Source organism: Streptomyces sp. S.PNR 29 (assembly GCF_030386795.1).
GTDB lineage: Bacteria > Actinomycetota > Actinomycetes > Streptomycetales > Streptomycetaceae > Streptomyces.
This window is the reverse complement of record NZ_JANUQM010000007.1, coordinates 24,767-49,366: the sequence shown is the minus strand read 5'-3', so window position 1 is coordinate 49,366 and position 24,600 is coordinate 24,767. Positions and strand designations below refer to the sequence as shown.

The following is a 24,600-nucleotide window of genomic DNA, read 5'->3' as shown; positions in this document are numbered from 1 at the left end:
AGCCGAGCCCCGGGAAAACCTGTTGCCCGTCGCTCCGGGCCCCGCCTAACGTGCCTCTCGTGGCAGCGAACAACGCGATCTCCATCTCCGGTCACGGCCGGGGCTGCACGCATTCCGTCCGGATGCGCCGCGGCCCCGGTGCCCTGACCGGCCCGGGGACCCCCGCCCGCTGATTCCTCGCGGCCGGGTACGCCTCCGCTTCTCACGTCACCTTCTGTCTTCCGGTCAGGGCCTTCGGCTGCCCTCTTTCCCCCTCACGGAAGACAAGGACCGCTGGCCATGGCCCGCCCCACCCCTCGCTCCCGCGCGCTCTCGCAGCACTTCCTCGCCGACCGCGCCGCCACCGCACGCTTCGCCCGACTGGCCGTCCCGGACGGCCGCGCCGCACCCCTGCTGCTCGAAGTCGGTGCGGGCAAGGGCGCGTTGACCGAGACACTCGCCCCCCGCTGCCGGAAACTGATCGCCTATGAGATCGACCCGCGGCTCGTGCCCGGGCTGCGCGCCCGCTTCTCGGGCGTCCCCCAAGTCCGGGTGACCGCCGGGGACTTCCTCGCCGCACGGCCCCCGCGCACGCCGTTCTCCGTCGCCGGCAACGTGCCCTTCTCGCGTACCGCCGCCATCGTCGACTGGTGCCTGAAGGCCCCCGCCCTCACCGACGCCACGCTCCTCACCCAGCTCGAATACGCCCGCAAGCGCACCGGTGACTACGGCGGCTGGACCCTGCTGACGGTCAGGACCTGGCCCCGCTACGAGTGGCGGCTGCTGGGACGGGTCGGCCGGCGCAGCTTCCGTCCCGCACCCGGCGTGGACGCCGGGATCGTCCGCATCGAGCGCCGCCGCAGCCCCCTGCTCGACGCCGCCGGGTACGCCGGCTGGTGCGCCCTGGTCGAACTCGGCTTCTCCGGTGTGGGCGGCTCGCTGCACGCCTCGCTGCGCCGGGCTCACCCTAGGCGCCGGGTGGACGCGGCGTTCCGTGCCGCACGCCTGGAGGCGGATGTGCTGGTCGGTGCGGTCGCGCCGGAGCGGTGGCTGCTCCTGCACCAGGCGCTGACGGTGGCTTGACCGAGTGTCACGGCATAAACAAGTTGCACGAGACGTCTCGTCTCGCCTACTGTCCCTCGCATGACCAGTCCCGCTCACATCGCCATGTTCTCCATCGCCGCGCACGGCCACGTGAACCCCAGCCTCGAAGTGATCCGCGAACTCGTCGCGCGCGGACACCGGGTCACATACGCGATCCCACCGGCGCTCGCCGAGAAGGTGGCCGAGACCGGCGCCGAGGTGATGCTCTGGAACTCGACGCTGCCCTCGCCCGAGGACCCCCCGGAGGACTGGGGGAGCACCCTGCTGGACAACGTGGAGCCCTTTCTCGACGACGCGATCCAGGCGCTGCCGCAGCTCATCGAGGCGTACCAGGGGGACGAGCCCGACCTCGTCCTGCACGACATCACCTCCTACCCGGCCCGCGTCCTGGCGCACCGCTGGGGCGTGCCCGCGGTCTCGCTCTCCCCCAACCTCGTCGCCTGGGAGGGCTACGAGGAGGAGGCGCTCGAACCGCTGTGGGCCGAGCCGAAGCAGACCGAGCGGGGCCGTGCCTACTACGCCTGCTTCCAGGCCTGGCTGGAGGAGAACGGCATCACGGACCACCCCGACCGGTTCACCGCCCGTCCCGCCCGGTCCCTCGTCCTGATCCCCAGGGCGCTGCAGCCGAACGCCGACCGGGTCGACGAGTCCGTGTACACCTTCGTCGGCGCCTGCCAGGGCGACCGCACCGCAGAGGGGCACTGGGAGCGGCCCGCCGGCGCCGAGAAGGTCGTGCTCGTCTCGCTCGGGTCGGCCTTCACCCAGCGGCCGGACTTCTACCGGGAGTGCGTCAAGGCGTTCGGCGACCTGCCGGGCTGGCATCTGGTGCTGCAGATCGGCAAGCACGTCGACCCCGCCGAACTCGGGGACGTACCGGCGAACGTCGAAGTGCGCTCCTGGGTTCCGCAGCTGACCGTGCTGAAGCAGGCCGACCTGTTCGTCACGCACGCCGGTGCGGGCGGCAGCCAGGAGGGGCTGGCCACCGCCACGCCGATGATCGCCGTACCGCAGGCCGTGGACCAGTTCGGCAACGCGGACATGCTCCAGGCCCTCGGCGTCGCCCGCCAGGTCCCCACGGAGCAGGCCACCGCCGAGACGTTGCGTGCCACGGCCCTCGCGCTCGTCGACGACCCCGAGGTCGCCGGGCGGCTGAAGGAGATCCAGGCCGGTATGGCCCAGGAGGGCGGCACACGACGGGCGGCCGATCTCATCGAGGCCGAACTGCCCGCCTGAACAGCACGAGCGAAGGCCCGTCGGTTCCCCGGAACCGACGGGCCCCCGGTGGACGGAAGCAGGTCAGACCCGCAACGGCGCACCCTCGTCGTCCCGCATCGCGGGCGCCACGGCCTCCGGTGACTCGTCGTGGGTCAGGTCCGGCAGCCGGTGCAGCCACTTCGGCAGGTACCAGTTGCGCTCCCCGAGCAGCGCCATCACCGCCGGCAGCAGCACGCCACGGATGATCGTCGCGTCGATGAGCACCGCGGCCGCGAGGCCGACGCCCATCTGCTTCATCGACTGCATCGACAGCGTTCCGAAGATCGCGAACACGGCGACCATGATGACCGCGGCACTCGTCACGACGCCCGCCGTGGTCACCACCCCGTGGTGGATCGCGTCCTTCGTCGTACGGCCCCTCAGACGCGCCTCGCGGATCCGTGAGACCACGAACACGTGGTAGTCCATCGACAGGCCGAACAGGATCACGAACAGGAACAGCGGCAGCCAGGTGATGATGGCGCCGACGCCCTCCGCGCCCACCAGTGACGCGCCCCAGCCGTGCTGGAAGACGGCGACGAGGATGCCGTACGCCGCGCCCACCGACAGCAGGTTCAGCGCGATCGACGTGATCGCCACCGTCAGGGAGCGGAACGACAGCAGCATCAGCAGGAAGGCGAAGACCACGACGAACGCGAAGACCGGGACGACGGCTCCGGCCAGTTGGTCGTTGAAGTCCTTCGAGCCCGCGACCTGCCCGGTGATCGGCGCCTCGACACCGTCGACCTTGCCGAGCGTGGCGGGCCGCACCTCGTCGCGCAGCTTGCCCAGGCTCGCACCCGCCCGGTCGAGGTCGGAGCCGCCGACCAGCGGGACGTACACGAAGGCCACGTTCTGCGCGTCGTGCAACTTGATCTCGACCGGCCCGCGCGAGGCGCCCGAGCTGATCGCCTGCTCCTTGAACCGCGCCAGCGCGTTCTTCACCTCGGGCGCGTTGATGTCGTCCGCCCTGACGACCACCTCAGCCGGTTCGGAGCCACCCGGGAAGGCCTCGTTCAGCCGGTTGTACGTCTGGACGATGGGCAGCGAGTCGCCGAACTCCTGGTCCAGGGTCAGCTGCTGCGTCTTCATGCCGAGCGCGGGGGCGGCGACCGCCAGCAACGCACCGGTCGCCACGACGACCGACAGGACCGGCCTGGCGAGCACGCGCCGCAGTACGGCCGTCCAGAACCGGCTGTCGGCGGGGCCGCTGGTCCCGCGCCGGCGCCGGAACGGCAGGCGGCCCTTGTCGACCCGCTCGCCCAGCAGGGACAGCAGCGCCGGCAGCACCGTCACGGAGCCGACCATGGCGACCGCCACCACCATCAGCGAGGCCAGGCCCATCGCCTCGAACTCGGCGAGCCCGGTGAACAGCATGCCCGCCATGGCCACGCACACCGTGACGCCGGAGACGACGATCGCACGGCCACTGGTGGCGGCGGCGATCCCGAGGGCCGTCCGCGCGTCCCGGCCGGCGGCGCGCTCCTCGCGCTCGCGGCGCAGATAGAACAGGCAGTAGTCGACACCGACCGCCATGCCGACCAGCAGCATCACGGAGTTCGCGGCGTCGGTCATCGGCACCGCATGGCTGACGACACCCATCAGGCCCATCGTCGCCATGATCGCGGTGATCGCCAGCGCCACCGGCAGCAGCGCGGCCACCAGCGCCCCGAAGGCGATGAGCAGAATGCCGAAGGCCACCGGTACCGCGGAGTACTCGGCCTTCTGGAAGTCGTCCCCGAAGGCGTCGGCGAACGTCTTCATCATGCTGGCGCCGCCGATCTCCTCGATCCGCAGTGCCTCGTGGTCCTTCTGGACCTCCTCGACGGCCTTCAGTACCGGCTCCACCCGCTCGCCCGCGGTGTCCGCCTCGCCCCGCATGTCGAACTGGACCAGCGCGCTGCGGCCGTCCTTCGAGATCGTGTGGGTCTCGTACGGCGACGTCACGTCCGTGACCTCGCCGGTTGCCTCCACCGCCCGGACGACCGCGGCGACGCCGGCCCTGAACTCGGCGTCGGTGGCCTTCATGGCACCGTCCTTCGCCTGGATCAGCACGGTCTCACCGGCCGGCTCGTCGATCCCCGCGTCCTCGATGATCTCCGCGGCGGTGTGTGTCTCCCCCTTCAGCTGGTCGCTGTCCTTGACGTCGACCCGGCCCGCCGCCGAACCGAGCCCCATCGCCAGGACGACGAACAGCACCCAGATGCCGACGGCCCCCCACCGGTGCCGGGCGCTCCAGCCGCCGGCCCGCGCGGCGATGCCGCGCACCCGCGATTCTCCGTTCCCCATGACCGGCTTTCCCCCCTCGTGCACGGCGGCGGCCCCCTGCCGCCCCCCTTCACTTCGAAGGTATGGGGCGGATAAAGGCATCTCCTCGTGCTGCCCGGTGACGTGCCGACGGCGCGAATCATCCCTCTGGACCCCGCCTTCTCCCCACTGGGGACGAAGAGGCCCCTTACATCTATGAGGGCCACCATTTGTTGTGACATTTGTTATGACAAAGTCTTGTTGAATGAGTCACAGAAGCGTGTAGCGGTTGATCCACGCCCGCCGCATCGGCCAGAGTTTCGCGAAGTCCGCCCCGTGCGGACGCGGCCGTCGTGCCCACCCCCACGGGGCACGACGGCCGCTCTATGGTGAGCGGATGACGACGACGTATGCGGCGCTGCTGCGCGGGATCAATGTGGGCGGGGCCAAGAAGGTCCCGATGGCCGACCTGCGCACGCTCATGGAGGGCCTCGGTCACGACGCCGTACGCACCTATCTGCAGAGCGGGCAGGCCGTGTTCACCTCCGACCACGGGGACGAGGAGTCCCTGGCGGCCGAGTTGAGGGGCGCCATCGAGAAGCGGTTCGGCTTCGGGGTGGACGTGATCGTGCGGGACCACGCGTATCTGAAGGCGGTCGCCGAGGCGTGCCCGTTCCCGGCCGCCGAGCTGGAGGCCCGGCAGCTGCACGTCACGTACTTCTCCGGGCCCGTCGACGCGGAGCGGTTCGCGGAGATCGACCAGGCCGCCTTCCTCCCCGAGGAGTTCCGGCTCGGTGACCGCGCGCTCTATCTGTACGCGCCGAACGGACTGGGCCGCTCCAAGCTCGCCGAGCAGCTGGCCAGGCCCCGCATCACCAAGGGTCTGATCGCCACCACGCGCAACTGGAACACCGTCGTCAAACTCGTGGAGCTGACCCGTGCCTGAGCGCGGTCCGGCCGTCGAGGCCGCCATCGAGGGGGAGTTGAAGCTGCTCGACCCCGAAGTGCGCCGCGCGCCGGAGCTGGTCGGGGCGCTGCTGCACCCGGACTTCCACGAGTTCGGCGCGTCCGGACGGCGCTGGGACCGGGCCTCGATCATCACCATGCTGGCCGAGACGGCCCAGCCCGGCGTCCGGCCCCCGGTCACCTCGGGGATGAGGGGCGTCCAGCTCGCCCCGGACCTCGTCCACCTGACCTTCGACACGGAGAACAACGGGCGCCGGGTGCACCGCAGTTCACTGTGGCGGCGGACGGAGAACTGCTGGCTGCTGTACTTCCACCAGGGAACGCCCTTCAGCCCAGGGGAAGAGTGACCTTCCGGGCTCCGAGGTAGGGCGCGTACGAGACGATCTCGGCCGGTACGGCCAGCCGCGGATCCTCGGACAGCCGCCGCCACTCGTCCTCGGAGCGGGCCGCGGCCGCCGCGTCGGCCGCCGCGAGGTCCTCCTCGGTGAGCGGCGCGCGGCCGAGGAACGCAGGGCCCCAGCCGTCCCAGGGGAGCAGCTCCACGCCGTTCAGGGCGGCCAGATCGCGGATGACGTTGCCGCGTACGAACCACAGCCCCCGGAACTCCTCCACGCCGCTGAGGCCGAACGTCTCCGGGTCGGCCCGCCCCTCCCGGCAGGCCCGCCAGGCGTCCTGGGCGACGAGGAAGCGGTCCCGCGGCACGTCCACGGGGTCGAACGGGATGTCGTACCCGTGATGGACCTGCGCGTCGGCCAACCGCCAACCCCCGTCCGGCGACCGGTACTCGGTGACCCAGTGGTCCTCGTGGAAGCCGTCGACGAAGTACGCGGCGAAACCGCAGCGCAGCCGTGCGGGCGTCCCCGTGGCCCGCAGCAGCGAGCAGAGCAGCAGCGAGAAGTCCCGGCACGTGCCCACGAACCGCTCCTCGGGCGGCCGCGCCCGGGTCAGCGGCCCGTCCCCGCGCTCCCGCAGGATCCGGAGCATCCCGGTGACGTACCGCGACTCGGCGTCCTCGTGCAGCCGCTGCTCGGGGACGAGGTAGTCGAAGAACCGGCCCTCCCCCCGATGGATGACCAGGTCCCGCACGGTCCGGGCGAGCTCGGAGACGTCATGCGGCAGTCCGCTCGTGTCCAGGCCGCCCGGGTCGCTGTACGGCGTCTGCGTCAGGAAGTCCATGCCCCCGGACACTCGGGTCTGCCCCAGGGGCAAGGTCAAGCCGGCGGAACGCGGTGGCGTCCGAGGCCTCATTGGCCGATTCGCTTCCCACGCGAGCGGCGGAGTTGGCACGGTAGGACCATGACGAGCACCGACCCCGACGTCCCGGAGACGACGACCTCCCCTGACCCGGCCGGAAGCCCCGCGGTCCCCTCCGGCCGTGTGAGTGCGGCCCAGGCCATGCGCGGCGCGGCGGCCCAGCTCGCCGAGCTGCTCGGCACCACACCGGAGGCCGTCTCCGCCCTCCGCCCGGCACAGGACGGCTGGACGGCCGACGTGGAGGTCGTGGAGCTGGAGCGGGTCCCCGACACCATGACCATCCTGGCGACCTACCGGGTCACCCTGGACCTCCAGGGCCAACTCCTCGGCTACGAGCGGGTGCACCGTTACGTACGCGGACGGCTCGACCGGGGACGTTAGCGCCAACTCCCGCTGTCGGTAAGCGTTTTCGGCTCCACCGTGAACAAGGCCGCCGCCCCGCCCGTACCTACGGGCGGCACCGCGCCCGCCCGGTGCCAGGTCGAGAACGGAGCCCAGCGAGAGGAACCGAACCGTGACCGTCATGACGCACACCGGCGGTATGCAACCCGCCGCCGTCGCCTCCAGTGGTTCGGGTAACGCCGGCCTCTACGACATCCTCGAACTCATCCTGGACCGTGGGCTCGTCATCGACGTGTTCGTCCGGGTCTCGCTCGTCGGCATCGAGATCCTCAAGATCGACGTACGGATCGTGATCGCGAGCGTGGACACCTACCTCCGCTTCGCCGAGGCCTGCAACCGCCTCGACCTGGAGTCCGGCCGCAAGGCCCCCGACAAGCTCAGCGACCTCGTCGGGAACCTCGTCGAAAGCGGAGCCAGGGGCAGGACCGGGGGCGCGATCAGCGGCGCCGTCGACGCGATCGGCGACATCTTCGACCGCGACAAGGACAAGGATGAGGACCGGTGAGCGGCGGCCGGGCCACGCCGCTCTACGTCTACGCCGTCACCGGCTCCGACCACCCCCTGCGCCTGGACGGCCTGCGGACCGTCGGCGGCGCCGGCGGCTCCCTGAGCACGGTCGTCCACGGCCCGCTCGCCGCCGTCGTCAGCCCCGCGCCCGCCGGCCTGCGGCCCAAACGCCGTGACCTCGCCGCCCACCAGGCGCTGCAGGAACGCCTGATGGCCGACGGGGCGGTCCTGCCCATGAGATTCGGACTGCTCGCCCCCGACGACACGGCCGTCAGAACGGCCCTGGAGGTGAAGGGCGAGGAGTACACCCGCAGGCTCGCCGAGCTGCACGGCACCACCGAGTTCAACCTCAAGGCCGCCCGCTCCCAGGACGATCTGCTGCGCGAGATCCTCGACGAGTCCGACGAGGCCCGCCGGCTCAACGAACGCACCCGCGACGGCCACGGCACCTACGAGGACCGGGTCGCCCTCGGCGAGCTGGTGGCCCGGCAGGTCGAGGCCCGGCAGCGGCGGCTGGCCGACCAGGTCGTCGAGCAGCTGTCCGGCCTGGCCCGCTCCCGGGTCGTGGCCGCACCGGCGAAGGACGACTTCCTCAACGTCTCGTTCCTCGTCGAACGCGCCCGCGCCCACGAGTTCACCGAAGCCGGAGCGCGCCTGGCGCACGACTACGGCGAGGCCTACGACTTCCGGCTGCGCGGCCCCCTGCCGCCGTACAGCTTCGCCGCCTGACCCATGGGCCTGCTCACCGGCATCCTCACCCTCCCGCTCGCGCCCCTGCGCACCACCCTGTGGGCCGCCGAGCAGGTGCAGAAGGCCGCCGAGGCGGAGTACTACGACCCGGCCCCCGTCCAGCAGGCGCTCGTGGACCTGGAGCGCGCCCTGCTGGAGGGGCGGATCGACGAGGACGAGTACGACCGCCGCGAGGACCGACTGCTGGACCGACTCGACGAGATCACCGCGCGGAGACGAGCCCTGCGACCATGACACACCCGGCACCAGGCGGACTCACCGGACCGCCCCGCCCCCCGTCCCTGTACGAGCCCCCCGGCGGCCAGGCCGCCTCGCTCGCCGACATCCTCGAACGCGTCCTCGACAAGGGCGTGGTGATCGCGGGCGACATCCGGATCAACCTGCTCGACATCGAACTGCTCACCATCAAGCTGCGACTGCTCGTCGCCTCCGTCGACAAGGCGAAGGAGATGGGCATCGACTGGTGGGAGCACGACCCCTCCCTCTCCTCCCGGGCCGCCCGCCCGGAGGTGTCCCTCGCAGAGGAGAACGAACGCCTGCGTGCCGAGATCGCCGCGCTGCGGGCGGGCAGCACGGCCGACAGGAGACAGGACCCATGACCGACACGGACATCGTCTACGCCTACGCCGTACTGCACCGCACCCCGCAGGCCGCCGAGGCGGTCGCGGACGTACGCGGGGTGGCCGGGGAACCGATACGCCTGGTGGATCCCACGGACCGCACCTCGCAGCTCGCCGCGGCCGTCGGCCGCGTCCCCGCCGCGGACTTCGACGAGACCCCCCTCAAGGCCCACCTGGAGAACCTGGACCGGCTGGAAGCCATGGCCCGGGCCCACCACGCCGTCGTCGCCGCGTTCGCCGGGCACGGCACCGCCGTCCTGCCGCTGCGCCTGGCCACCGTGTACCGCGACGAGGAGCGCGTCCGGCAGGCCCTCGACCTCCGCCACGACTTCTTCCTCACCCTGCTGGACCGCGTCACCGGACATGTGGAACTGGGCGTCAAGATCTACGCCGCCCCCACGGCCGCGCCGCCCGGCACGGACTCCGCCCAGGCCGCCGGCCTCGGCGCGGGCCGCGCGTACCTGGCCGGACGCCGCCGGCAACGCCGTACGGCCGAGGACGCCTGGGAAGCGGCCACCCGGACCGCCGCCCGCCTCACCGAGACGGCCCGCGCCCTCGCCGTCGACCGCGTGGCCCACCGCCCCCAGCGCTCGGACCTCGCCGGTCCGGCGCCCGGCCCCAACGTCAGCAACGACGCCTATCTGGTTCCCACCGACCGCGTCGACGACTTCCGCGCCCGTGTCCTGGCGGCCGCCGAGGCACAGCCCGGTGTCCACGTGGAGGTGACCGGTCCCTGGGCCCCCTACTCGTTCACGCTCCCCGCGGAGCCCGTCCTGTGAGCGTCGCCCCCCACACCGACCGTCCCGTCGCCCTCATCGACCTGCTCGACCGGCTCCTCCAGGGCGGCGTCGTCCTCACCGGGGACCTCGTCCTGTCCATCGCCGACGTCGACCTCGTCCGCATCGACCTGCGCGCGGTCATCGCCCCCGTGGCCGCCGCCCATCCGACCCTCCCGCTGTGAGGCCGCATGTCATCGCCCCCACACCCCGGCACCCGCGCCACCCACCGCCTGTCGACGGACCCGGACACCGTAGAGCGCGATCTTGTCAGACTCGTCCTGACCGTCGTCGAACTCCTCCGCCAGCTCATGGAACGCCAGGCGCTCCACCGCGTCGACGCCGGCGACCTCACGGAAGAACAGGAAGAGCGCATCGGCCTCACGCTGATGCACCTGCATGACCGCATGGAACACCTCTGCGCCCGCTACGACCTGCGGCTGGACGACCTCAACCTGGACCTGGGCCCGCTCGGCACCCTGCTGCCGCAGGCCGACTGACCGGGTCAGCGCGTCGTGACGGCCTTGGCCACCGAGGGGTGCCTGAGATAGTCGAGCACGCTGTGCGGCCACAGGGGCGCGATGCTGATCTCCGGAAGTTCCTCGACGCCCGGGAAAATCCGGGCCAGTTCGCCCTTCGGGACGGCCACGAAGTCACCGATGTCGGCGATGTTGACCCACCGCCGTACGTTCGGGGGCTTCGTGCCGAGGCCCTGCAGCGGCTCCGGGTCGAGACGGTGGAAGACCGCGTTGGGCAGCGCCAGGGGAGAGCCGAGCGTCACGAGCAGGTCCACGTCGAGTTCTCCGTCCAGCTCGTGGAGCGCTTCGTAGGCGACCACGCTGCCCAGGGAGTGCGCGACGACGACATCCGGGCGGTGCCGGAGAAGATGGGCCCTGACCCGCTCGCGCACGGCCGGGCGGCCGGTGGCGAAGTACCGGGTCACCTCCGGGAAGAACTGTTTCACGGTCTTCTCGACCACGGCCGGCTTCTGCCGCGTCCGCTCGGCGACCTGCCCGCAGACCCACCGGAGCCAGCCGGTGGCCCGCCCCTGGACGCCGTCCGGCGCGATGCCCCAGGCCCGTGCCCACTGCTCGACGAGGGCGAGTTCGTCGTCGTCCAGTTCCGTGCTCTGCTTCTCGCCGCGGAGCAGGTCGGCGTAGTAGGCGGTTTCCAGATCGAGGGACGAGGCCGCCTCCCCGAGCGCGGCGAGCCAGTCGGCGCGGAGGCGGGAGCTGCCGTGGTGCGGGCTGACGTCCACGGCCTTGTAGTTGCGGACGCCGTGGACGCCGAGGACTCGGGTCATGCGTGTCCTTCCGTGATGGTGCCGTCACAGGTGTAGACGGCGAGGGCTCTGTCCACGCTGACGAAGATTCTGTCCGGTCCTGCGAACCCGAAGGAGGCCGCATAGGAGGGCAGTGGAATCCGTGCCGTGAGCCTCAGACTCACGGAATCCCAGACCTTGATCACGCTGGTGCGTGAGTGGGGTTCCTCCATGGACAGTGCGATCAGCCTGCTGTCCGGGGAGAACTGCAGGTTGTTCTGGTGATGAGGGACCGTTCCGCCGATGTGGATGTTCTCTATCTCCGGAGGCGGGAGCGACCCGGTCCGCACGACCTGGAGGATGCCGTCGTAGGTGAGGATCGTCAGTATGCGGCTGTCCGGGGAGAAACGGAGTGTGCCGAAGGTAGGGGCCCACTTCAGGGGAACGGGCGCGAGCTCACGTCCGGTGGCGGGATCGCGGAGCGTCAGGCATCCCCTGTCGCTCTCGTAGGCCGCGAGGAGTCGCCCGTCGGGGGAGGCGGCTGCGGCGATGTACTGGAACTGCGTCGGCTGAGGAAGTTCCGTCTCGTCCGCGAACGCGGACCACAGACGCAGGCTGCCGTCGGAACCGCTCGTGCTCACCAGAAGTGAGGCGTCCGCGGGGTGGAATGCCGCTGTGACGGTGTAGCTGCCCGAGGCGAGACGGCAGATCGCGCGCCGCGAGGAGACCTCGATGAGCTGAAGGGCGCTCCAGCCGCCGACCGCGAGGAGGGATCCGTCCGGCGAACAGGCGAGGCTCCGGCCGTCCGCGTCGACCGGCTCGATCCGTATCGGCCTGTCGAAGGTGTCGCCGGACCAGATCGTCACTCTTCCCTCGTGGAGGCCCGCCAAGTAGCCGCCCGGCGCGGAGAAGGCGACAGCCAGGGTCTTCTCCCGGCTCAGTGGGACCTTGGCCTCCCAGCCGTCCGTCCGCCAGAGGGTCAGTCCGGCGTCGCCGCAGACCGCGAGGAAGCGTCCGTCGGGACTGAACGCCACTTGCGTGGTGTCCTCACTGCCGTCCAGCCGGGCCACGTCCACGGGATGGTCGCCCGTGATGTCCCAGACCGAAACGTCGAGGTCCTCACTGCCCACGGCGAGCAGGCGACTGTCCGGGGAGAAGGCCAAAGTGGCGACCGTTCCGGTGTGACAGCGCCACGGTTTGCCGACGAGAACACGGTTGTGCACGTCCCACAGCTGGATGTTCCGCGTCCACGACCCCGCCGCGAAGGCCAGGAGACGGCCGTCCGGCGAGAAGACGACATCGCAGAGCGCGTCATCCAGCGAGTCACCGATCAGCGGGGTGATCTGACGCCAGGTCTCCGTCTCCATGACCCGCACGCCCACGTGGCCGGCGGTGGCGAACAGGGCGCCGTCCGGGGAGAACGCCGCACGGGTCACCGAGGGGTGCCCGCTCTCGACGATCCGGGCGTTCGACACCGCCCTGCCACCCTCCGCCCACAGGAAGGAAGGAGCCACGCTCTCCGGCTGGTACGCCAGCTCCTTCTCGATACGGGCGAACTCCTTCTGGTGTTCCGGAAGGTTCAGGCGAGCCGCGTCGAAGGCGAACACCCACGCGCGGTCGGTGCCGCTGCTGAGCTGAGCGTGGGTCGACCACGAGGCGTTGAGCAGCCGGATGTAGGTCGCGGCCCGCTCGGAGCGGGCGAGGTCGAGGGCGCGGTGGTCCTGGCGCGGGTCGAAGCGGATGAGGAAGTACGGGTCGGTGAGCAGCGCCTCGGCGTGCTCCGCGGAACCGGCCGCCGTGACGTGTCCCAGCGCGTGCCGGAAGACATACGGTTCCGCCGGGTTGTCGGCCGACTCCCAGCGGTCGGAGCGCTCGTCGGGATCGGCCATGTACGGGTCGACGAGTGCGCGGAGCACCCTCCGCTCCAGCTCGACGTGCCGATGACCGTCCCACGGGTCCTCGTCCACGGGGTGGTCGTGGAGATAGTCCGCCAGCCCCTGCTGGAAGATCCGGTACAGAGCCTCCTTGCTCACGGGGTCGATCCCGGTCCGCAGGAAGGGGGAGGCTTCCCGCAGGGTGCCGAGGAACTGGTCGTCGGTGATCCCGTCGGCGTTCAGGGCCCTGAGGCAGCGACGCAGAGCCGTCCGCGGCATGCCGTCGCCCCGTGAGCGGGCAAGGATCGCGAGAACGGCACGCAGCGAGGGGAACTCCTCGTCACGCGCGCTCAGCACCGCTTCCAGCAGGTCCGGCAGGTGAGCCGAGGCCCGCCCCGCGTGCGCCTCCGCGTTGACCTTGTCCTGCGGCGGGTACTTCAAGGTCATCAGGTAGTGGACGTACAGCCCCGCGAGCAGGAACGGCCCCCAGGGGCTGTCCGGCCGCAGACCACGGACGATGCCCTGAGCCCCCTGCTTGGCGAGCAGGTCGACGAACTCCGAGGCGGCGCCGGTGGCGTAGGGCTCGCGGGTCGCCAGCAGCTGGGCGATGTAGCGGCGAACGTCCTCCTCGACGGCGAGCGGGTCGGCGGTGTCCAGGTCGATACGGTCGACCGGGATCTCCGGCATCTCGTCGACGGCGGACAGCGCGTCGATCACCTCCCGCCGGCCACCCAGCAGGATCCGGCACGGCGGGTCGACGGACACGCCGTCCCGCTCCGTGGGGGCGATGAGCTCGGCGACCACGCGGAGCACCGACTGCGGGTCCGTGCTCTCGTCCACCGCGTCCAGCACGATGAGACGGTTCTTCCCCTCCAGCTCCAGAGCCTTGCGCAGGAGTGTCGCGGTCCACGGGGCGGAACCCGCCGCCCCGGAGGAGCCGGAGAGGTCGGGTGCGGTGCCGTCCTCGGTGCCGTCCTCGCCTTCGTCCTTCGGGCGTTGCAGCCGGGCGTGCCCGGCGATCGTGTCGATCACCTGCTGCGGCGAGCGTTGCCGCGCGTGCAGGGCCACCAGGTGCGCGACCTCCGGGAGCTGCTGCTCGGCGGAGGCCCACAACTCGCGGAAGCGTCCGCGCAGATCGGGGTGCGCGGCACAGACGACGACGCCCAGCAGACCCGACTTGCCCGCGCCGGCCGCACCGGTGACGGTCAGCAGCGGACTGTCGCCCGCCTGCCACACCATGTACTGCTTCAGCTCCGCGGCGCGGCCCGAGAAGAAGCCGGCGCCGGTGTCGACGGGCACGAGGCCGCGCCCGGAGGCCCGGTCGATGAAGTAGAGCGCGTCGCCGATCTCCTCACCCGCCGCGATCCGGCTGGCCAGGTCCCGGCGCAGATCCTCCTCGCCCGGGACATAGCCGAGCGAGCGGCGTCGCAGCCGGATCTGCTCGGGGGTGAGGCTGGCCCGCTGGGGGGTGGGAAGGAAGGACCAGTCGCCGTCGCCCTGGGTCAGGCTGAAGCCGAGGGACATACGCTGACCTGCGGTGTCCGCCCTGACCACCTGGGTCAGGCTCTGGACGAACAGGGTGAAGCTGATCGCCTCCGCGTTCAGGGAGAAGTCCCGGTCCCGCAACCGGTGCAGTGCGGTGGCGATCCAGCCGCTGAACCGTCCGCGTTCCGTCGGCGAACTGCTGACGGACGCCCCGAGCACCCACACGCCGCGCTCGCTGCCCAGTTCGGAGATCTGCTGCCGCCCCGTCGCGGCCCCCGCCGAGCACGTGTCCACGAGGAAGACCACACGACGCCGGTTCCCGCCGCGCTCGACTTCCTGCTGCGCCTTCTCGATCCACCGGTCCACGTCGACATCGCGGTCGTCACGCGCGACGAACCCCAGACGACCACTGCGGTCCGTACGACCGTGCCCAATCAGGTGGACGACGGTCACATCGGCGGGCTCCCGCTCCTCGACGAGCCACCGGCGCAGCAGCGCCTCGACCTCACCCTCGTCGGCATCCAGCGCCGCTTCGACCCTGGCCCCCAACTGCTCGAAGGCGGACCGTACCTCGTCCATCCGGGACGAGACGAAGCCCAGCTCCTCCACGTCGGCACCGTCGTCGAAGCCGCCGACCCCGATCGACAGCACGAAGACGCTGTGCGCGTCACGACAGCCGCCCGAACCCTTCAACACGTCCCCCGCACACATCCTTGGCGCAGCTCAGGAACCCGACGCTACCCGATCGCGGAGCGCGTCACGGCCGTCGCGCACACAGAGGTGCCGGCAGGCTCAGGCGCCGAGAGCCGCCAGCGCCGGCACGCGCGCCTGGTCGTACCGTTCCAGCAGCACCCGCGCCACCTCCGGCGCCGGACCCAGCACGTCCGCCAGTACGTCCGCCTGCGCCGCGCCCCGCGCGATGCGGTCCGGCAGGAAGCCGGGGGCCAGGACGTACGGGGCGACGGCGACGCGTGCGCAGCCGAGGGCGCGGAGCTCGCGTACGGCTTCCTCGGTGCGAGGAAGGGATGCGGAGGCGAACGCAGGCCGCACGGCGCACCAACCGGTGTGCCGCCACTCCCGCGCGATGTCAGCGATCACTGCGATCGCCTCCGGGTCGGTGGACCCCGCCGAGGCCAGCACGACCCCGGTCGAGGACTTGTCGGCGGGGCTCAGCCCCGCCTCGTACAGGCGTCGTTCCAGCGCGGTGAGCAGCAGGGGCGACGGGCCGAGGACGTCCGCCTGACGGATGCGCAGCTGCGGGGGCGCGTCCGCGAGGACGGCGGGGATGTCGGCCTTCGCGTGGAACGCGCGGGTCAGCAGCAGCGGCAGGGCCACGACGTCGCGGACGCCCTGCGTCGCCAGGGACTCCAGCACCCCGTGCACCGACGGGATGTTGAAGTCCAGGAACCCGGTCTCCACCCGCACGTCCGGGCGCAGCGACCGTACCCGGCGCACCAGGGCGTGCACCGTCGCGGCATGGCGCGGATCGCGGCTGCCGTGGGCGATGAGGAGGAGGACCGGGTTGCGCATGGGGCTCAGCCCTTCACCAGCAGGCCGCGGCTGCGCAGCACCCACCGCTCCAGCGGGCTGAAGATCAGCAGGTCGATGGCGATACCGACGACCAGGATGAGCAGGATCGCCTCGAACACCATGGCCATGTCGCTGGCGTTGCGCCCGTTCTCCAGCAGCTGGCCGAGGCCGACGCCGAGGTCGGGGAAGGACGCGATGATCTCCGCCGCCATCAGCGAGCGCCAGGAGAACGCCCAGCCCTGCTTCAGGCCCGCCACATAGCCGGGAAGCGCGGCCGGCAGGGTGATGAACCAGGTGCCCTTCAGACCCGTCGCGCCCATCGTGCGGCCCGCCCGCAGGAACAGCGGCGGCACCTGGTCGACGCCGGACACCAGGCCGTTGGCGATGGACGGCACGGCACCGAGCAGGATCACCGCGTACATCATCGAGTTGTTCAGACCCAGCCAGAGCACGGCCGGCGGCACCCACGCCACCGACGGCAGCGACTGCAGACCGGACAGGATCGGGCCGATGGCCGCGCGCACCACCTTCACACGCGCCACCAGCAGACCCAGCGGGGTGCCGATGAGCAGGGCGAAGAAGAAGCCCAGCAGACCGCGCGAGACGCTGGTCCAGATGTAGCCGAGCAGCTCGCCCTTCAGCCAGGCGTCCCGGAACTCGCTCGCCACGTCCGCGGGCGAGACCAGCTTGGACGGGTCGTCGACGATCTTGTAGGTGATCTGCCACGCCACCAGCACCAGCGCGATGGCGATGATCGGCGGCATGATCTTCTCGACGAAGGTCTGGCGGAACGGCTTGCGTCGCTGCTGCACCGTCTCCAGGGCATCGAGGCCCGCCTCCAGACCGGCCAGGTCGTTGCCGTCCTTGGCGGTGGTTTCAGTGCTGGCCATGGCGACGGATCTCCCCCCGCAGTTGTTCGGTGATCTCGACGGACAGCTCCGCCACGGCGGCGTCCTCGATACGGCGCGGCTGCGGGATGTCGACGGCCCACTCGTGCGCGATGCGTCCAGGGCGGGAGGACAGCAGCACCACGCGCTGGGCGAGGCGCACCGCCTCGCGCACGTTGTGCGTGACGAACAGGACGGACACCTGCGTCTCCCGCCAGATCCGGGTCAGCTCGTCGTGCAGCACGTCCCGGGTGATCGCGTCGAGCGCCGCGAACGGCTCGTCCATGAGCAGGATCTGACTGTCCTGGGCGAGCGCCCGGGCCATCGCGACACGCTGGCGCATACCGCCGGACAGTTCGTGGACGCGCTTGCCGTAGGCGCCCTTCAGCCGGACCAGTTCGAGCAGCTCCTCGGCCCTGTCGCGCCGCTCGCTCTTCGGAACCCCCCTGAGCCGGAGGGCGAGTTCGATGTTCTTGCCCGCGGTCAGCCACGGGAAGAGGGCGTGCTCCTGGAACATCAGGGCCGGGCGGCCGTCCGTCGTGATCGAGCCGGTGGTCGGCTGGTCCAGTCCCGCCACCAGGTTCAGCAGCGTGGACTTGCCGCAGCCCGAGGCCCCCAGGAGCGTGACGAACTCGCCGGGCGCGACATCGATGCTGATGTCGTCCAGCACGAGCTGCTGCCCACCCGGTCCCGCGAAGGACTTGGAGACATGCTCAAGGCGGGCCGCGTACTCGACGGACTCGGCGGCCTTGGCGAGGGTCGTGGCCATGGTCGTCACCTCCTGGGGAGTCGGGGTCGGGCTCAGGAACCGGCGCCGAGACCGGCGTCGCTGACGGTGCTCTCGCCCTCGGCCTTGAGGACCTTGTTCAGCGGGGTGAGGTCGTAGATGCCCTTGAGGTCGGGCTTCTCCAGCAGGCCGGCCTTGACCGCGTGCTCCGCCTCGGTGTTGAGCGTGGCGGCCAACGGGTCGTTGGTGAACTGGATCGACTTCCACGCCGGGTCCAGGACGTTCGCGGGCAGCGCCTTGCCCGAGTCCGCCTCCAGCTGCTTGTTCGCCGCGGCCTTCGCCTTGTCCGGGTTGGCGTTGATCCACTTGTTGGCCTCGACGGAGGCCTTCAGCACTGCCTCGACGGCCTTCGGGTGGTCCTTGAGGAAGCCCTGCCGCACGATGATGTTCGTGATCACGAACTTGCCGTCCGGCCACAGCGTCTTCTCGTCGAGCAGCACCTTGCCGCCCTCGGCGACCAGCTTCGACGCGGTCGGCTCCGGCACCCAGGCGCCGTCGACGGATCCCGCCTTGTAGGCGTCCGGGGTGACCTTGTTGTCGCTGCGGACGACCGTGACGTCGCCCTTGCCGCTCTCCGCGTCGACCTTCCAGCCCTGGTCCGCGATCCAGTTGAGGAACGCCACGTCCTGCGTGTTGCCCAGCTGAGGCGTCGCGATCTTCTTGCCCTTGACGTCCTTGAGGGACTTGATCTTCTCCGGGTTGACCACGAGCTTCACACCGCCGGACGCCGAACCGCCGATGATGCGCAGGTTCTTGCCGCCCGACTTGGTGTAGCCGTTGATCGCCGGGGACGGGCCGATCCAGCCGATGTCGATGGAGCCGGAGTTGAGCGCCTCGATCTCGGACGGACCGGCGTTGAAGGTCGCGTACTCGGCCTTCGTGGCGCCGAGCGCCTTCTGGAAGAAGCCCTGCTCACGGCCGACCAGCGCGGTCCCGTGAGTGAGGTTGCCGAAGTAGCCGATCTTGACGGTGTCCAGTCCGTCGATCTTCTTCGCCCCGGCGGCGACCTTCTGGTTGGCGTTCTCGTCCTGGGCCTGGGATCCGTAGCCGCAGGCGGCGAGGGTGAGGAGGGGGAGGGCGGCCACGGCCGCGAGGGTGCGGCGGAGGGCGGTTGAGGCAGGCACGGGAGGGGTTCCTCTCGTTGGCCCGGCGGTCACGGTCTTTCAGGTCGTGGCCGGGAGATCGGCAAAGGGTTTTCGTCTCTTCCGGGACGGCGGGTGGGGGGTGAGGGCGCGCAGGCAGTGCGCGTACGTCAGCGCACACATCGCGCCACTCCGCCCTGCCCGCTGCCGAGGGCGCCGCTGCCGACGCGGCCGCCCTCCTTCGCGAACGTGGAGTAGAAATCGGTGGGGTTCATGCTCAGAAGTCCCACCCGTCGTCGTCGGTCTCGTCCTTGACCGGCTCGGGGGAGGCGAAGGACTCGCCGACCATGCCCGCGGTGAGCGTGGTGCCGTCGTGCGGGTCGATCAGGATGAACGAACCGGTGCGCCGCGAGTCGGCGTAGGAGTCGACCGGCAGCGGCTCGGCGGTACGGATCTTCACCCGGCCGATGTCGTTGGCGACGAGCTGCCCCGGGTGCGGGTGCAGGGACAGGTCGTCCAGCGTGAGGCGGGACGGGATGTCCTTGACGATCGCCTTGACCGTGCGGGTGCCGTGCTTGAGCAGCACCCGGTGACCGACGGTCAGCGGCTGGTCGGCGACGTGGCACACGGTGGCCTCGACGTCCTGGGTGGTGTCCGGCGCGTCCTTGGTCGGCACGATCAGGTCGCCGCGGGAGATGTCGATGTCGTCCTCCAGCAGGACGGTCACCGACTGGGTGGTCCAGGCGACGTCGACCGGCTCGCCGAGCAGGTCGATCCCGGCGATCTTCGACGTACGGCCGGAGGGCAGGACCGTCACCGACTCGCCGACACGGAAGGAACCGGCCGCGATCTGACCCGCGTACCCCCGGTAGTCCGGGTGCTCGGCGCTCTGCGGCCGGATGACGTACTGCACGGGCAGCCGGGCGTGGCAGTGGCTCAGGTCGTGGCTGACCGGGACCGTCTCCAGGTGCTCCAGGACGGTCGGGCCGCCGTACCAGTCCATGTTGGCGGAGGGGTCCACCACGTTGTCGCCGACCAGCGCCGAGATGGGTATCGCGGTGACCTCCGGGACACCCAGCTCGGTCGCGTACGCCGTGAACTCCTCGGCTATCGCGGCGAACACGGTCTCCTGGTAGCCGACCAGGTCCATCTTGTTGACGGCGAGGACGACGTGCGGCACCCGCAGCAGCGCGGCGATCGCCGCGTGGCGGCGGGTCTGCTCCACGACGCCGTTGCGGGCGTCGACCAGGATGACCGTCAGCTCGGCCGTGGACGCGCCCGTCACCATGTTCCGCGTGTACTGCACATGGCCCGGGGTGTCGGCGAGGATGAACCGGCGCCGGGGCGTGGCGAAGTAGCGGTAGGCCACGTCGATCGTGATGCCCTGCTCCCGCTCGGCGCGCAGGCCGTCCGTCAGCAGCGCGAGGTCCGGGCCCTCCGTCCCCCGGCTGGCGGAGGCGCGCTCCACGGCCTCCAGCTGGTCGGCGAGGACCGACTTGGAGTCGTGCAGCAGCCGGCCGACGAGGGTGGACTTGCCGTCGTCGACGGAGCCCGCGGTGGCGAACCGGAGCAGGGTGGTGGCCGAGAGCTCCTCGGTCGTGGTCGTGCTCATGCTTAGAAGTACCCCTCGCGCTTGCGGTCTTCCATCGCTGCCTCGGAGAGCTTGTCGTCGGCGCGGGTCGCGCCCCGCTCGGTGAGCCGGGAGGCGGCGATCTCGACGATCACCTTCTCGATGGTGTCGGCGTCGGAGTCGACCGCGCCGGTGCAGGACATGTCGCCGACGGTCCGGTAGCGGACGAGCCGCCTCTCGACGGTCTCGCCCTCCTTCGGCCCGCCCCACTCGCCGGCGGTCAGCCACATGCCGCCCCGCTGGAACACGTCGCGCTCGTGGGCGTAGTAGATCTGCGGCAGCTCGATGCCCTCCCGGGCGATGTACTGCCACACGTCCAGCTCGGTCCAGTTGGACAGCGGGAAGACCCGGACGTGCTCGCCGGGCGCGTGCCGGCCGTTGTACAGGTTCCACAGCTCCGGCCGCTGGCGGCGCGGGTCCCACTGGGAGAACTCGTCCCGCAGGGAGAACACCCGCTCCTTCGCGCGGGCCTTCTCCTCGTCCCGGCGCCCGCCGCCGAACACGGCGTCGAACCTCTCGCTCTGGATCTTCTCCGTCAGGGGCACCGTCTGCAGCGGGTTGCGGGTGCCGTCCGGGCGCTCCTTGAGCACACCCCGGTCGATGTAGTCCTGCACGGAGGCGACGTGCAGCCGCAGCCCGTGCCGGGCGACCGTACGGTCGCGGTAGTCGATGACCTCGGGGAAGTTGTGCCCGGTGTCCACGTGCAGCAGGGAGAAGGGGATCGCCGCCGGGGCGAACGCCTTCAGCGCGAGGTGGAGCATGACGATGGAGTCCTTGCCCCCGGAGAAGAGGATCACCGGGTTCTCGAACTCTCCCGCGACCTCGCGGAAGATGTGCACGGACTCGGACTCCAGTGCGTCGAGGTGGGAGAGGGCGTACGGGCTGTCCGTACCCTCGTCGACCGCGGCCACGGTCGTCGTCATGCCAGTCCCCTTTCGCTGAGCAGCGCGTACACCGCTGCGGCGGATTCCTGGACGGTCTGGTGCTGGGACTCGATCCGCAGGTCCGGCGACTCGGGCTCCTCGTACGGGTCGTCGACCCCGGTCAGGCCCTCGAGTTCGCCGGCGGCCTGCTTGGCGTACAGGCCCTTCACATCGCGTACGGAGCACACCTCGACCGGGGTCGCCACGTGCACCTCCACGTACGCCGTGCCGTTCTCCTGGTGACGCTTGCGCACCGCGTCCCGGCTGTCGGCGTACGGCGCGATCACCGGGACCAGCGCCTTGACGCCGTTACGGGCGAGCAGTTCGGCGACGTAGCCGATGCGCTGGACGTTGGTGTGCCGGTCCTCGCGGCTGAAGCCGAGGCCCGCCGAGATGAACTCGCGGATCTCGTCCCCGTCGAGCACCTCGACGCGGTGGCCCTCCTCGCGGAGCCGGCCGGCCAGCTCGTTCGCGATGGTGGTCTTGCCGGCACTCGGCAGACCCGTGAGCCAGACGGTGGCTCCGGTCGTCACGTGGTTCTCCCCAATCGTTGAAAGCCCGGTCATGGTCAGCCGTGCAGCCCGCACTCGGTCTTCGAACGACCCGCCCAGCGGCCGGCGCGCACGTCCTCCCCCTGGAGGACGCGGCGGGTGCAGGGGGCGCAGCCGACGGAGGCGTAGCCGTCCATCAGCAACGGATTCGTCAGTATGCCGTGCTCGGCGACATATGCGTCGACATCGTCCTGAGTCCAGCGTGCGATCGGCGAAATCTTGACCTTCTGGCGCTTTTCATCCCATCCCACCACGGGGGTGTCGGCCCGGGTCGGGGACTCGTCGCGGCGCAGGCCGGTCGCCCAGGCCTGGTAGTCCTTCAGGCCCTCCTCCAGCGGCTGGACCTTGCGCAGCTTGCAGCACAGGTCGGGGTCGCGGTCGTGCAGCTTCGGGCCGTACTCCGCGTCCTGTTCGGCGACCGTCTGACGCGGGGTCAGCGTGATGACGTTGACGTCCATCACGGCCTCGACCGCGTCCCGGGTGCCGATGGTCTCCGGGAAGTGGTAGCCGGTGTCGAGGAAGATCACGTCGACGCCGGGCAGCGCGCGGGAGGCGAGGTGGGCCACCACCGCGTCCTCCATCGAGGAGGTCACGCAGAAGCGCCTGCCGAACGTCTCGGCGGCCCACTGGAGGACCTCCAGCGCGGTGGCGTCCTCCAGCTCACGGCCCGCCTGCTCGGCGAGCGCCTTCAGATCCTCGGTGGTGCGCTCTTCCTGAGCGGTCGTCATATTTCTGCCTTTCCGGTGGTGCCTTGCCGAAGCCCCCGGGCGAGCAGCCCGAGGAACCTCAGCTGGAATGCGCGGTTGCATGCCGCGCATTCCCAGGCACCGTGGCCCTGTTCGTTCGGACGCAGGTCCTCGTCGCCGCAGTAGGGGCAGTAGAAGGGGGCCGCACGCTCGGTCATACCGCGTCCTTCGTTTCGTTCGCCGCGCTCACGAAAGCGCCTCCTCGGAGGCGCGGGCCGCCCAGGTGGCGAACCGCTCGCCGTCCTCGCGCTCGGCCTGGAACCGCTTCAGCACGCGCTCGACGTAGTCGGGAAGCTCCTCAGCGGTGACCTTCAGACCGCGGACCTTGCGGCCGAAGCCCGCATCGAGGCCCAGCGCTCCGCCCAGGTGCACCTGGAAGCCCTCCACCTGCTCGCCCTTGTCGTTCAGGACCAGCTGGCCCTTGAGACCGATGTCCGCGACCTGGATGCGGGCGCAGGCGTTCGGGCAGCCGTTGAGGTTGATGGTGATCGGCTCGTCGAAGTCCGGGATCCGGCGCTCCAGTTCGTCGATGAGCTGGGAGCCGCGCGCCTTGGTCTCGACGATCGCGAGCTTGCAGTACTCGATTCCGGTGCAGGCCATGGTGCCGCGCCGGAACGGGGACGGCTTGGCGGTGAGGTCCAGCGCCTCCAGGGCCTCCACGAGGGAGTCGACCTGCGTCTCCTCGACATCGAGGATGATCATCTTCTGCTCGACGGTGGTGCGGACCCGGCCGGAACCGTGCGCCTCCGCCAGGTCGGCGATCTTCGTCAGGGTGGTGCCGTCCACGCGGCCGACACGCGGCGCGAAACCGACGTAGAAACGGCCGTCCTTCTGGCGGTGCACCCCGACGTGGTCGCGCCACTGCTGGACCGGCTGCTCGGGGGCCGGTCCGTCGACCAGCTTCCGCTTGAGGTACTCGTCCTCCAGGACCTGGCGGAACTTCTCCGCACCCCAGTCGGCGACCAGGAACTTCAGGCGGGCGCGGGTGCGCAGCCGCCGGTAGCCGTAGTCGCGGAAGATGGACAGCACGCCCTCGTAGACGTCCGGCACCTCGTCGATCGGCACCCAGGCGCCCAGCCGTACGCCCAGCTTGGGGTTGGTGGACAGGCCGCCGCCGACCCACACGTCGAAGCCCGGGCCGTGCTCGGGGTGCCGGACGCCGACGAACGCCACGTCGTTGATCTCGTGGACCACGTCCAGCAGCGGCGAGCCGGAGATGGCCGTCTTGAACTTCCGGGGGAGGTTCGAATACGCCTTGTTGTTGAGGACGCGGCGCTTCATCTCCTCCAGCGCCGGCGTGGCGTCGATGATCTCGTCCTCGGCGATACCGGCGACCGGGGAGCCGATCATCACGCGGGGCGTGTCACCGCAGGCCGTGACCGTGGACAGCCCGACGCCCTCCAGCCGGTTCCAGATCTCGGGCACGTCCTCGACCCGGATCCAGTGGTACTGGACGTTCTGGCGGTCGGTGATGTCCGCGGTGCCGCGCGCGAACTCCTGCGAGATCTCGCCGATGACCCGCAGCTGCTGGGTGGTCAGCGCCCCGCCGTCGATCCGGACCCGGAGCATGAAGTACTTGTCGTCCAGCTCCTCCGGCTCCAGCACGGCCGTCTTGCCGCCGTCGATGCCGGGCTTGCGCTGGGTGTACAGGCCCCACCAGCGCATACGGCCACGCAGATCGTTGGGGTCGATCGAGTCGAAGCCCCGCTTGGAGTAGATCGTCTCAATACGTGTCCGAACGTTGAGACCGTCGTCGTCCTTCTTGAACTGTTCGTTGCCGTTGAGCGGGGTGAAGTGACCCACGGCCCACTGACCTTCACCGCGGTGACGGCTCACCTTGCGGCGGGGAGTCGCGGCGGCAGGGTTCTGCGGGGTGGCGGCCATGGCTGATACGTCCTTCGGGACAGGCGGAAAGCGGCTCTGACCTGCGCGTGCGGGCGCATGGGCATACGTGCGCTTCGTTGCGCAGAAATGAGGCTGAAGAG

25 protein-coding genes and 1 pseudogene are annotated in these 24,600 nt (G+C 70.6%); 12 read left to right on the top strand and 14 right to left on the bottom strand.

The window, feature by feature from the left end; translation table 11 throughout:
- The first annotated feature begins 279 nt into the window (after nt 1-279).
- Complete coding sequence (gene erm / locus NW895_RS19880; protein WP_289937079.1) at nt 280-1,062, top strand: ErmE/ErmH/ErmO/ErmR family 23S rRNA (adenine(2058)-N(6))-methyltransferase; 783 nt, start codon at nt 280-282, stop codon at nt 1,060-1,062.
- Between the two features lie 14 nt (nt 1,063-1,076).
- Nucleotides 1,077-2,316: pseudogene (gene mgt, locus NW895_RS19875) on the top strand (macrolide-inactivating glycosyltransferase).
- A gap of 63 nt (nt 2,317-2,379) precedes the next feature.
- Here the strand turns inward: mgt and NW895_RS19870 are convergent.
- On the bottom strand, nt 2,380-4,626 hold the full coding sequence (locus tag NW895_RS19870; protein ID WP_289937078.1) for an MMPL family transporter: 2,247 nt from the start codon (nt 4,624-4,626) through the stop codon (nt 2,380-2,382).
- Between the two features lie 355 nt (nt 4,627-4,981).
- Here NW895_RS19870 and NW895_RS19865 point away from each other — a divergent pair, with 355 nt between their 5' ends.
- Both NW895_RS19865 and NW895_RS19860 read left to right on the top strand, forming a co-directional pair.
- The gene (locus NW895_RS19865) at nt 4,982-5,530 is read left to right on the top strand and encodes a DUF1697 domain-containing protein (protein ID WP_289937077.1); all 549 of its coding nucleotides are present in this window, start codon (nt 4,982-4,984) and stop codon (nt 5,528-5,530) included.
- Nucleotides 5,523-5,897: a DUF4440 domain-containing protein gene (locus NW895_RS19860; RefSeq protein WP_289937076.1), complete on the top strand. Its 375-nt coding sequence runs from the start codon at nt 5,523-5,525 to the stop codon at nt 5,895-5,897. Before NW895_RS19865 ends, NW895_RS19860 begins: the two co-directional genes overlap by 8 nt.
- On the opposite strand, the gene NW895_RS19855 is transcribed toward NW895_RS19860, so the two are convergent.
- Nucleotides 5,878-6,726, bottom strand: a complete 849-nt coding sequence (locus NW895_RS19855) for a transglutaminase domain-containing protein (protein ID WP_289937075.1) — start codon at nt 6,724-6,726, stop codon at nt 5,878-5,880. The genes NW895_RS19860 and NW895_RS19855 overlap by 20 nt on opposite strands.
- A 120-nt stretch (nt 6,727-6,846) precedes the next feature.
- Here NW895_RS19855 and NW895_RS19850 point away from each other — a divergent pair, with 120 nt between their 5' ends.
- The 8 genes from NW895_RS19850 (at nt 6,847) to NW895_RS19815 (ending at nt 10,359) form a co-directional block, all read left to right on the top strand.
- Nucleotides 6,847-7,185 carry a gas vesicle protein gene (locus NW895_RS19850; protein ID WP_289937074.1) on the top strand — a complete coding sequence of 113 codons (339 nt, stop codon included), beginning with the start codon at nt 6,847-6,849 and terminating at the stop codon, nt 7,183-7,185.
- A gap of 160 nt (nt 7,186-7,345) precedes the next feature.
- Entirely contained in the window at nt 7,346-7,711 is a 366-nt protein-coding gene (gene gvpJ / locus NW895_RS19845; RefSeq protein ID WP_289937390.1) for a gas vesicle protein GvpJ, read from the top strand.
- Entirely contained in the window at nt 7,708-8,442 is a 735-nt protein-coding gene (locus NW895_RS19840; protein ID WP_289937073.1) for a GvpL/GvpF family gas vesicle protein, read from the top strand. The genes gvpJ and NW895_RS19840 overlap by 4 nt, the downstream gene beginning before the upstream one ends.
- Nucleotides 8,443-8,445: 3 nt before the next feature.
- On the top strand, nt 8,446-8,697 hold the full coding sequence (locus tag NW895_RS19835; protein ID WP_289937072.1) for a gas vesicle protein GvpG: 252 nt from the start codon (nt 8,446-8,448) through the stop codon (nt 8,695-8,697).
- Nucleotides 8,698-8,744: 47 nt separating this feature from the next.
- Nucleotides 8,745-9,062: a gas vesicle protein gene (locus tag NW895_RS19830; protein ID WP_289937389.1), complete on the top strand. Its 318-nt coding sequence runs from the start codon at nt 8,745-8,747 to the stop codon at nt 9,060-9,062.
- Nucleotides 9,059-9,862, top strand: coding sequence for a GvpL/GvpF family gas vesicle protein (locus tag NW895_RS19825; protein ID WP_289937071.1), 804 nt, complete (start codon nt 9,059-9,061; stop codon nt 9,860-9,862). Before NW895_RS19830 ends, NW895_RS19825 begins: the two co-directional genes overlap by 4 nt.
- A complete protein-coding gene (locus NW895_RS19820; protein WP_289937070.1) occupies nt 9,859-10,044 on the top strand; it encodes a gas vesicle protein in 186 nt (61 codons plus the stop codon). The genes NW895_RS19825 and NW895_RS19820 overlap by 4 nt, the downstream gene beginning before the upstream one ends.
- Nucleotides 10,045-10,050: 6 nt before the next feature.
- Nucleotides 10,051-10,359, top strand: a complete 309-nt coding sequence (locus NW895_RS19815) for a gas vesicle protein K (RefSeq protein WP_289937069.1) — start codon at nt 10,051-10,053, stop codon at nt 10,357-10,359.
- A gap of 5 nt (nt 10,360-10,364) precedes the next feature.
- Here NW895_RS19815 and NW895_RS19810 read toward each other — a convergent pair whose 3' ends face one another.
- The 12 genes from NW895_RS19810 to NW895_RS19755 all read right to left on the bottom strand — a co-directional run bounded on the left by NW895_RS19810 (nt 10,365) and on the right by NW895_RS19755 (nt 24,499).
- Nucleotides 10,365-11,162 (bottom strand): hypothetical protein, encoded by a 798-nt coding sequence (locus NW895_RS19810; protein WP_289937068.1) that lies wholly within the window; start codon nt 11,160-11,162, stop codon nt 10,365-10,367.
- A complete protein-coding gene (locus NW895_RS19805; protein WP_289937067.1) occupies nt 11,159-15,175 on the bottom strand; it encodes a WD40 repeat domain-containing protein in 4,017 nt (1,338 codons plus the stop codon). Before NW895_RS19805 ends, NW895_RS19810 begins: the two co-directional genes overlap by 4 nt.
- A gap of 96 nt (nt 15,176-15,271) precedes the next feature.
- The gene (locus NW895_RS19800) at nt 15,272-16,009 is read right to left on the bottom strand and encodes a sirohydrochlorin chelatase (protein ID WP_289937066.1); all 738 of its coding nucleotides are present in this window, start codon (nt 16,007-16,009) and stop codon (nt 15,272-15,274) included.
- 5 nt (nt 16,010-16,014) lie between these two features.
- A complete protein-coding gene (locus tag NW895_RS19795; protein WP_289937065.1) occupies nt 16,015-16,899 on the bottom strand; it encodes an ABC transporter permease in 885 nt (294 codons plus the stop codon).
- A complete protein-coding gene (locus tag NW895_RS19790; RefSeq protein ID WP_289937064.1) occupies nt 16,886-17,665 on the bottom strand; it encodes an ABC transporter ATP-binding protein in 780 nt (259 codons plus the stop codon). Before NW895_RS19790 ends, NW895_RS19795 begins: the two co-directional genes overlap by 14 nt.
- A gap of 32 nt (nt 17,666-17,697) precedes the next feature.
- Nucleotides 17,698-18,807 (bottom strand): aliphatic sulfonate ABC transporter substrate-binding protein, encoded by a 1,110-nt coding sequence (locus tag NW895_RS19785; RefSeq protein WP_289937063.1) that lies wholly within the window; start codon nt 18,805-18,807, stop codon nt 17,698-17,700.
- A gap of 235 nt (nt 18,808-19,042) precedes the next feature.
- A complete protein-coding gene (locus tag NW895_RS19780; RefSeq protein ID WP_289937062.1) occupies nt 19,043-20,377 on the bottom strand; it encodes a GTP-binding protein in 1,335 nt (444 codons plus the stop codon).
- A 2-nt stretch (nt 20,378-20,379) separates the two neighbouring features.
- Nucleotides 20,380-21,318, bottom strand: a complete 939-nt coding sequence (cysD, locus tag NW895_RS19775; protein WP_289937061.1) for a sulfate adenylyltransferase subunit CysD — start codon at nt 21,316-21,318, stop codon at nt 20,380-20,382.
- Nucleotides 21,315-21,851 (bottom strand): adenylyl-sulfate kinase, encoded by a 537-nt coding sequence (cysC, locus tag NW895_RS19770; protein ID WP_289937060.1) that lies wholly within the window; start codon nt 21,849-21,851, stop codon nt 21,315-21,317. Before cysC ends, cysD begins: the two co-directional genes overlap by 4 nt.
- A gap of 35 nt (nt 21,852-21,886) precedes the next feature.
- A complete protein-coding gene (locus NW895_RS19765; RefSeq protein ID WP_289937059.1) occupies nt 21,887-22,597 on the bottom strand; it encodes a phosphoadenylyl-sulfate reductase in 711 nt (236 codons plus the stop codon).
- The gene (locus NW895_RS19760) at nt 22,594-22,773 is read right to left on the bottom strand and encodes a hypothetical protein (protein WP_289937058.1); all 180 of its coding nucleotides are present in this window, start codon (nt 22,771-22,773) and stop codon (nt 22,594-22,596) included. Before NW895_RS19760 ends, NW895_RS19765 begins: the two co-directional genes overlap by 4 nt.
- Before the next feature lie 28 nt (nt 22,774-22,801).
- Nucleotides 22,802-24,499 (bottom strand): nitrite/sulfite reductase, encoded by a 1,698-nt coding sequence (locus NW895_RS19755; protein ID WP_289937057.1) that lies wholly within the window; start codon nt 24,497-24,499, stop codon nt 22,802-22,804.
- Nucleotides 24,500-24,600 lie beyond the last annotated feature (101 nt).

Coding starts and splice junctions, on each gene's coding strand:
- erm (WP_289937079.1), top strand. CDS start 280: ATGGCCCGCCCCACCCCTCGCTCCCGCGCGCTCTCGCAGCACTTCCTC.
- NW895_RS19870 (WP_289937078.1), bottom strand. CDS start 4,626: ATGGGGAACGGAGAATCGCGGGTGCGCGGCATCGCCGCGCGGGCCGGC.
- NW895_RS19865 (WP_289937077.1), top strand. CDS start 4,982: ATGACGACGACGTATGCGGCGCTGCTGCGCGGGATCAATGTGGGCGGG.
- NW895_RS19855 (WP_289937075.1), bottom strand. CDS start 6,726: ATGGACTTCCTGACGCAGACGCCGTACAGCGACCCGGGCGGCCTGGAC.
- NW895_RS19850 (WP_289937074.1), top strand. CDS start 6,847: ATGACGAGCACCGACCCCGACGTCCCGGAGACGACGACCTCCCCTGAC.
- gvpJ (WP_289937390.1), top strand. CDS start 7,346: ATGCAACCCGCCGCCGTCGCCTCCAGTGGTTCGGGTAACGCCGGCCTC.
- NW895_RS19835 (WP_289937072.1), top strand. CDS start 8,446: ATGGGCCTGCTCACCGGCATCCTCACCCTCCCGCTCGCGCCCCTGCGC.
- NW895_RS19825 (WP_289937071.1), top strand. CDS start 9,059: ATGACCGACACGGACATCGTCTACGCCTACGCCGTACTGCACCGCACC.
- NW895_RS19815 (WP_289937069.1), top strand. CDS start 10,051: ATGTCATCGCCCCCACACCCCGGCACCCGCGCCACCCACCGCCTGTCG.
- NW895_RS19810 (WP_289937068.1), bottom strand. CDS start 11,162: ATGACCCGAGTCCTCGGCGTCCACGGCGTCCGCAACTACAAGGCCGTG.
- NW895_RS19800 (WP_289937066.1), bottom strand. CDS start 16,009: ATGCGCAACCCGGTCCTCCTCCTCATCGCCCACGGCAGCCGCGATCCG.
- NW895_RS19795 (WP_289937065.1), bottom strand. CDS start 16,899: ATGGCCAGCACTGAAACCACCGCCAAGGACGGCAACGACCTGGCCGGT.
- NW895_RS19790 (WP_289937064.1), bottom strand. CDS start 17,665: ATGGCCACGACCCTCGCCAAGGCCGCCGAGTCCGTCGAGTACGCGGCC.
- NW895_RS19780 (WP_289937062.1), bottom strand. CDS start 20,377: ATGAGCACGACCACGACCGAGGAGCTCTCGGCCACCACCCTGCTCCGG.
- cysD (WP_289937061.1), bottom strand. CDS start 21,318: ATGACGACGACCGTGGCCGCGGTCGACGAGGGTACGGACAGCCCGTAC.
- NW895_RS19765 (WP_289937059.1), bottom strand. CDS start 22,597: ATGACGACCGCTCAGGAAGAGCGCACCACCGAGGATCTGAAGGCGCTC.
- NW895_RS19760 (WP_289937058.1), bottom strand. CDS start 22,773: ATGACCGAGCGTGCGGCCCCCTTCTACTGCCCCTACTGCGGCGACGAG.
- NW895_RS19755 (WP_289937057.1), bottom strand. CDS start 24,499: ATGGCCGCCACCCCGCAGAACCCTGCCGCCGCGACTCCCCGCCGCAAG.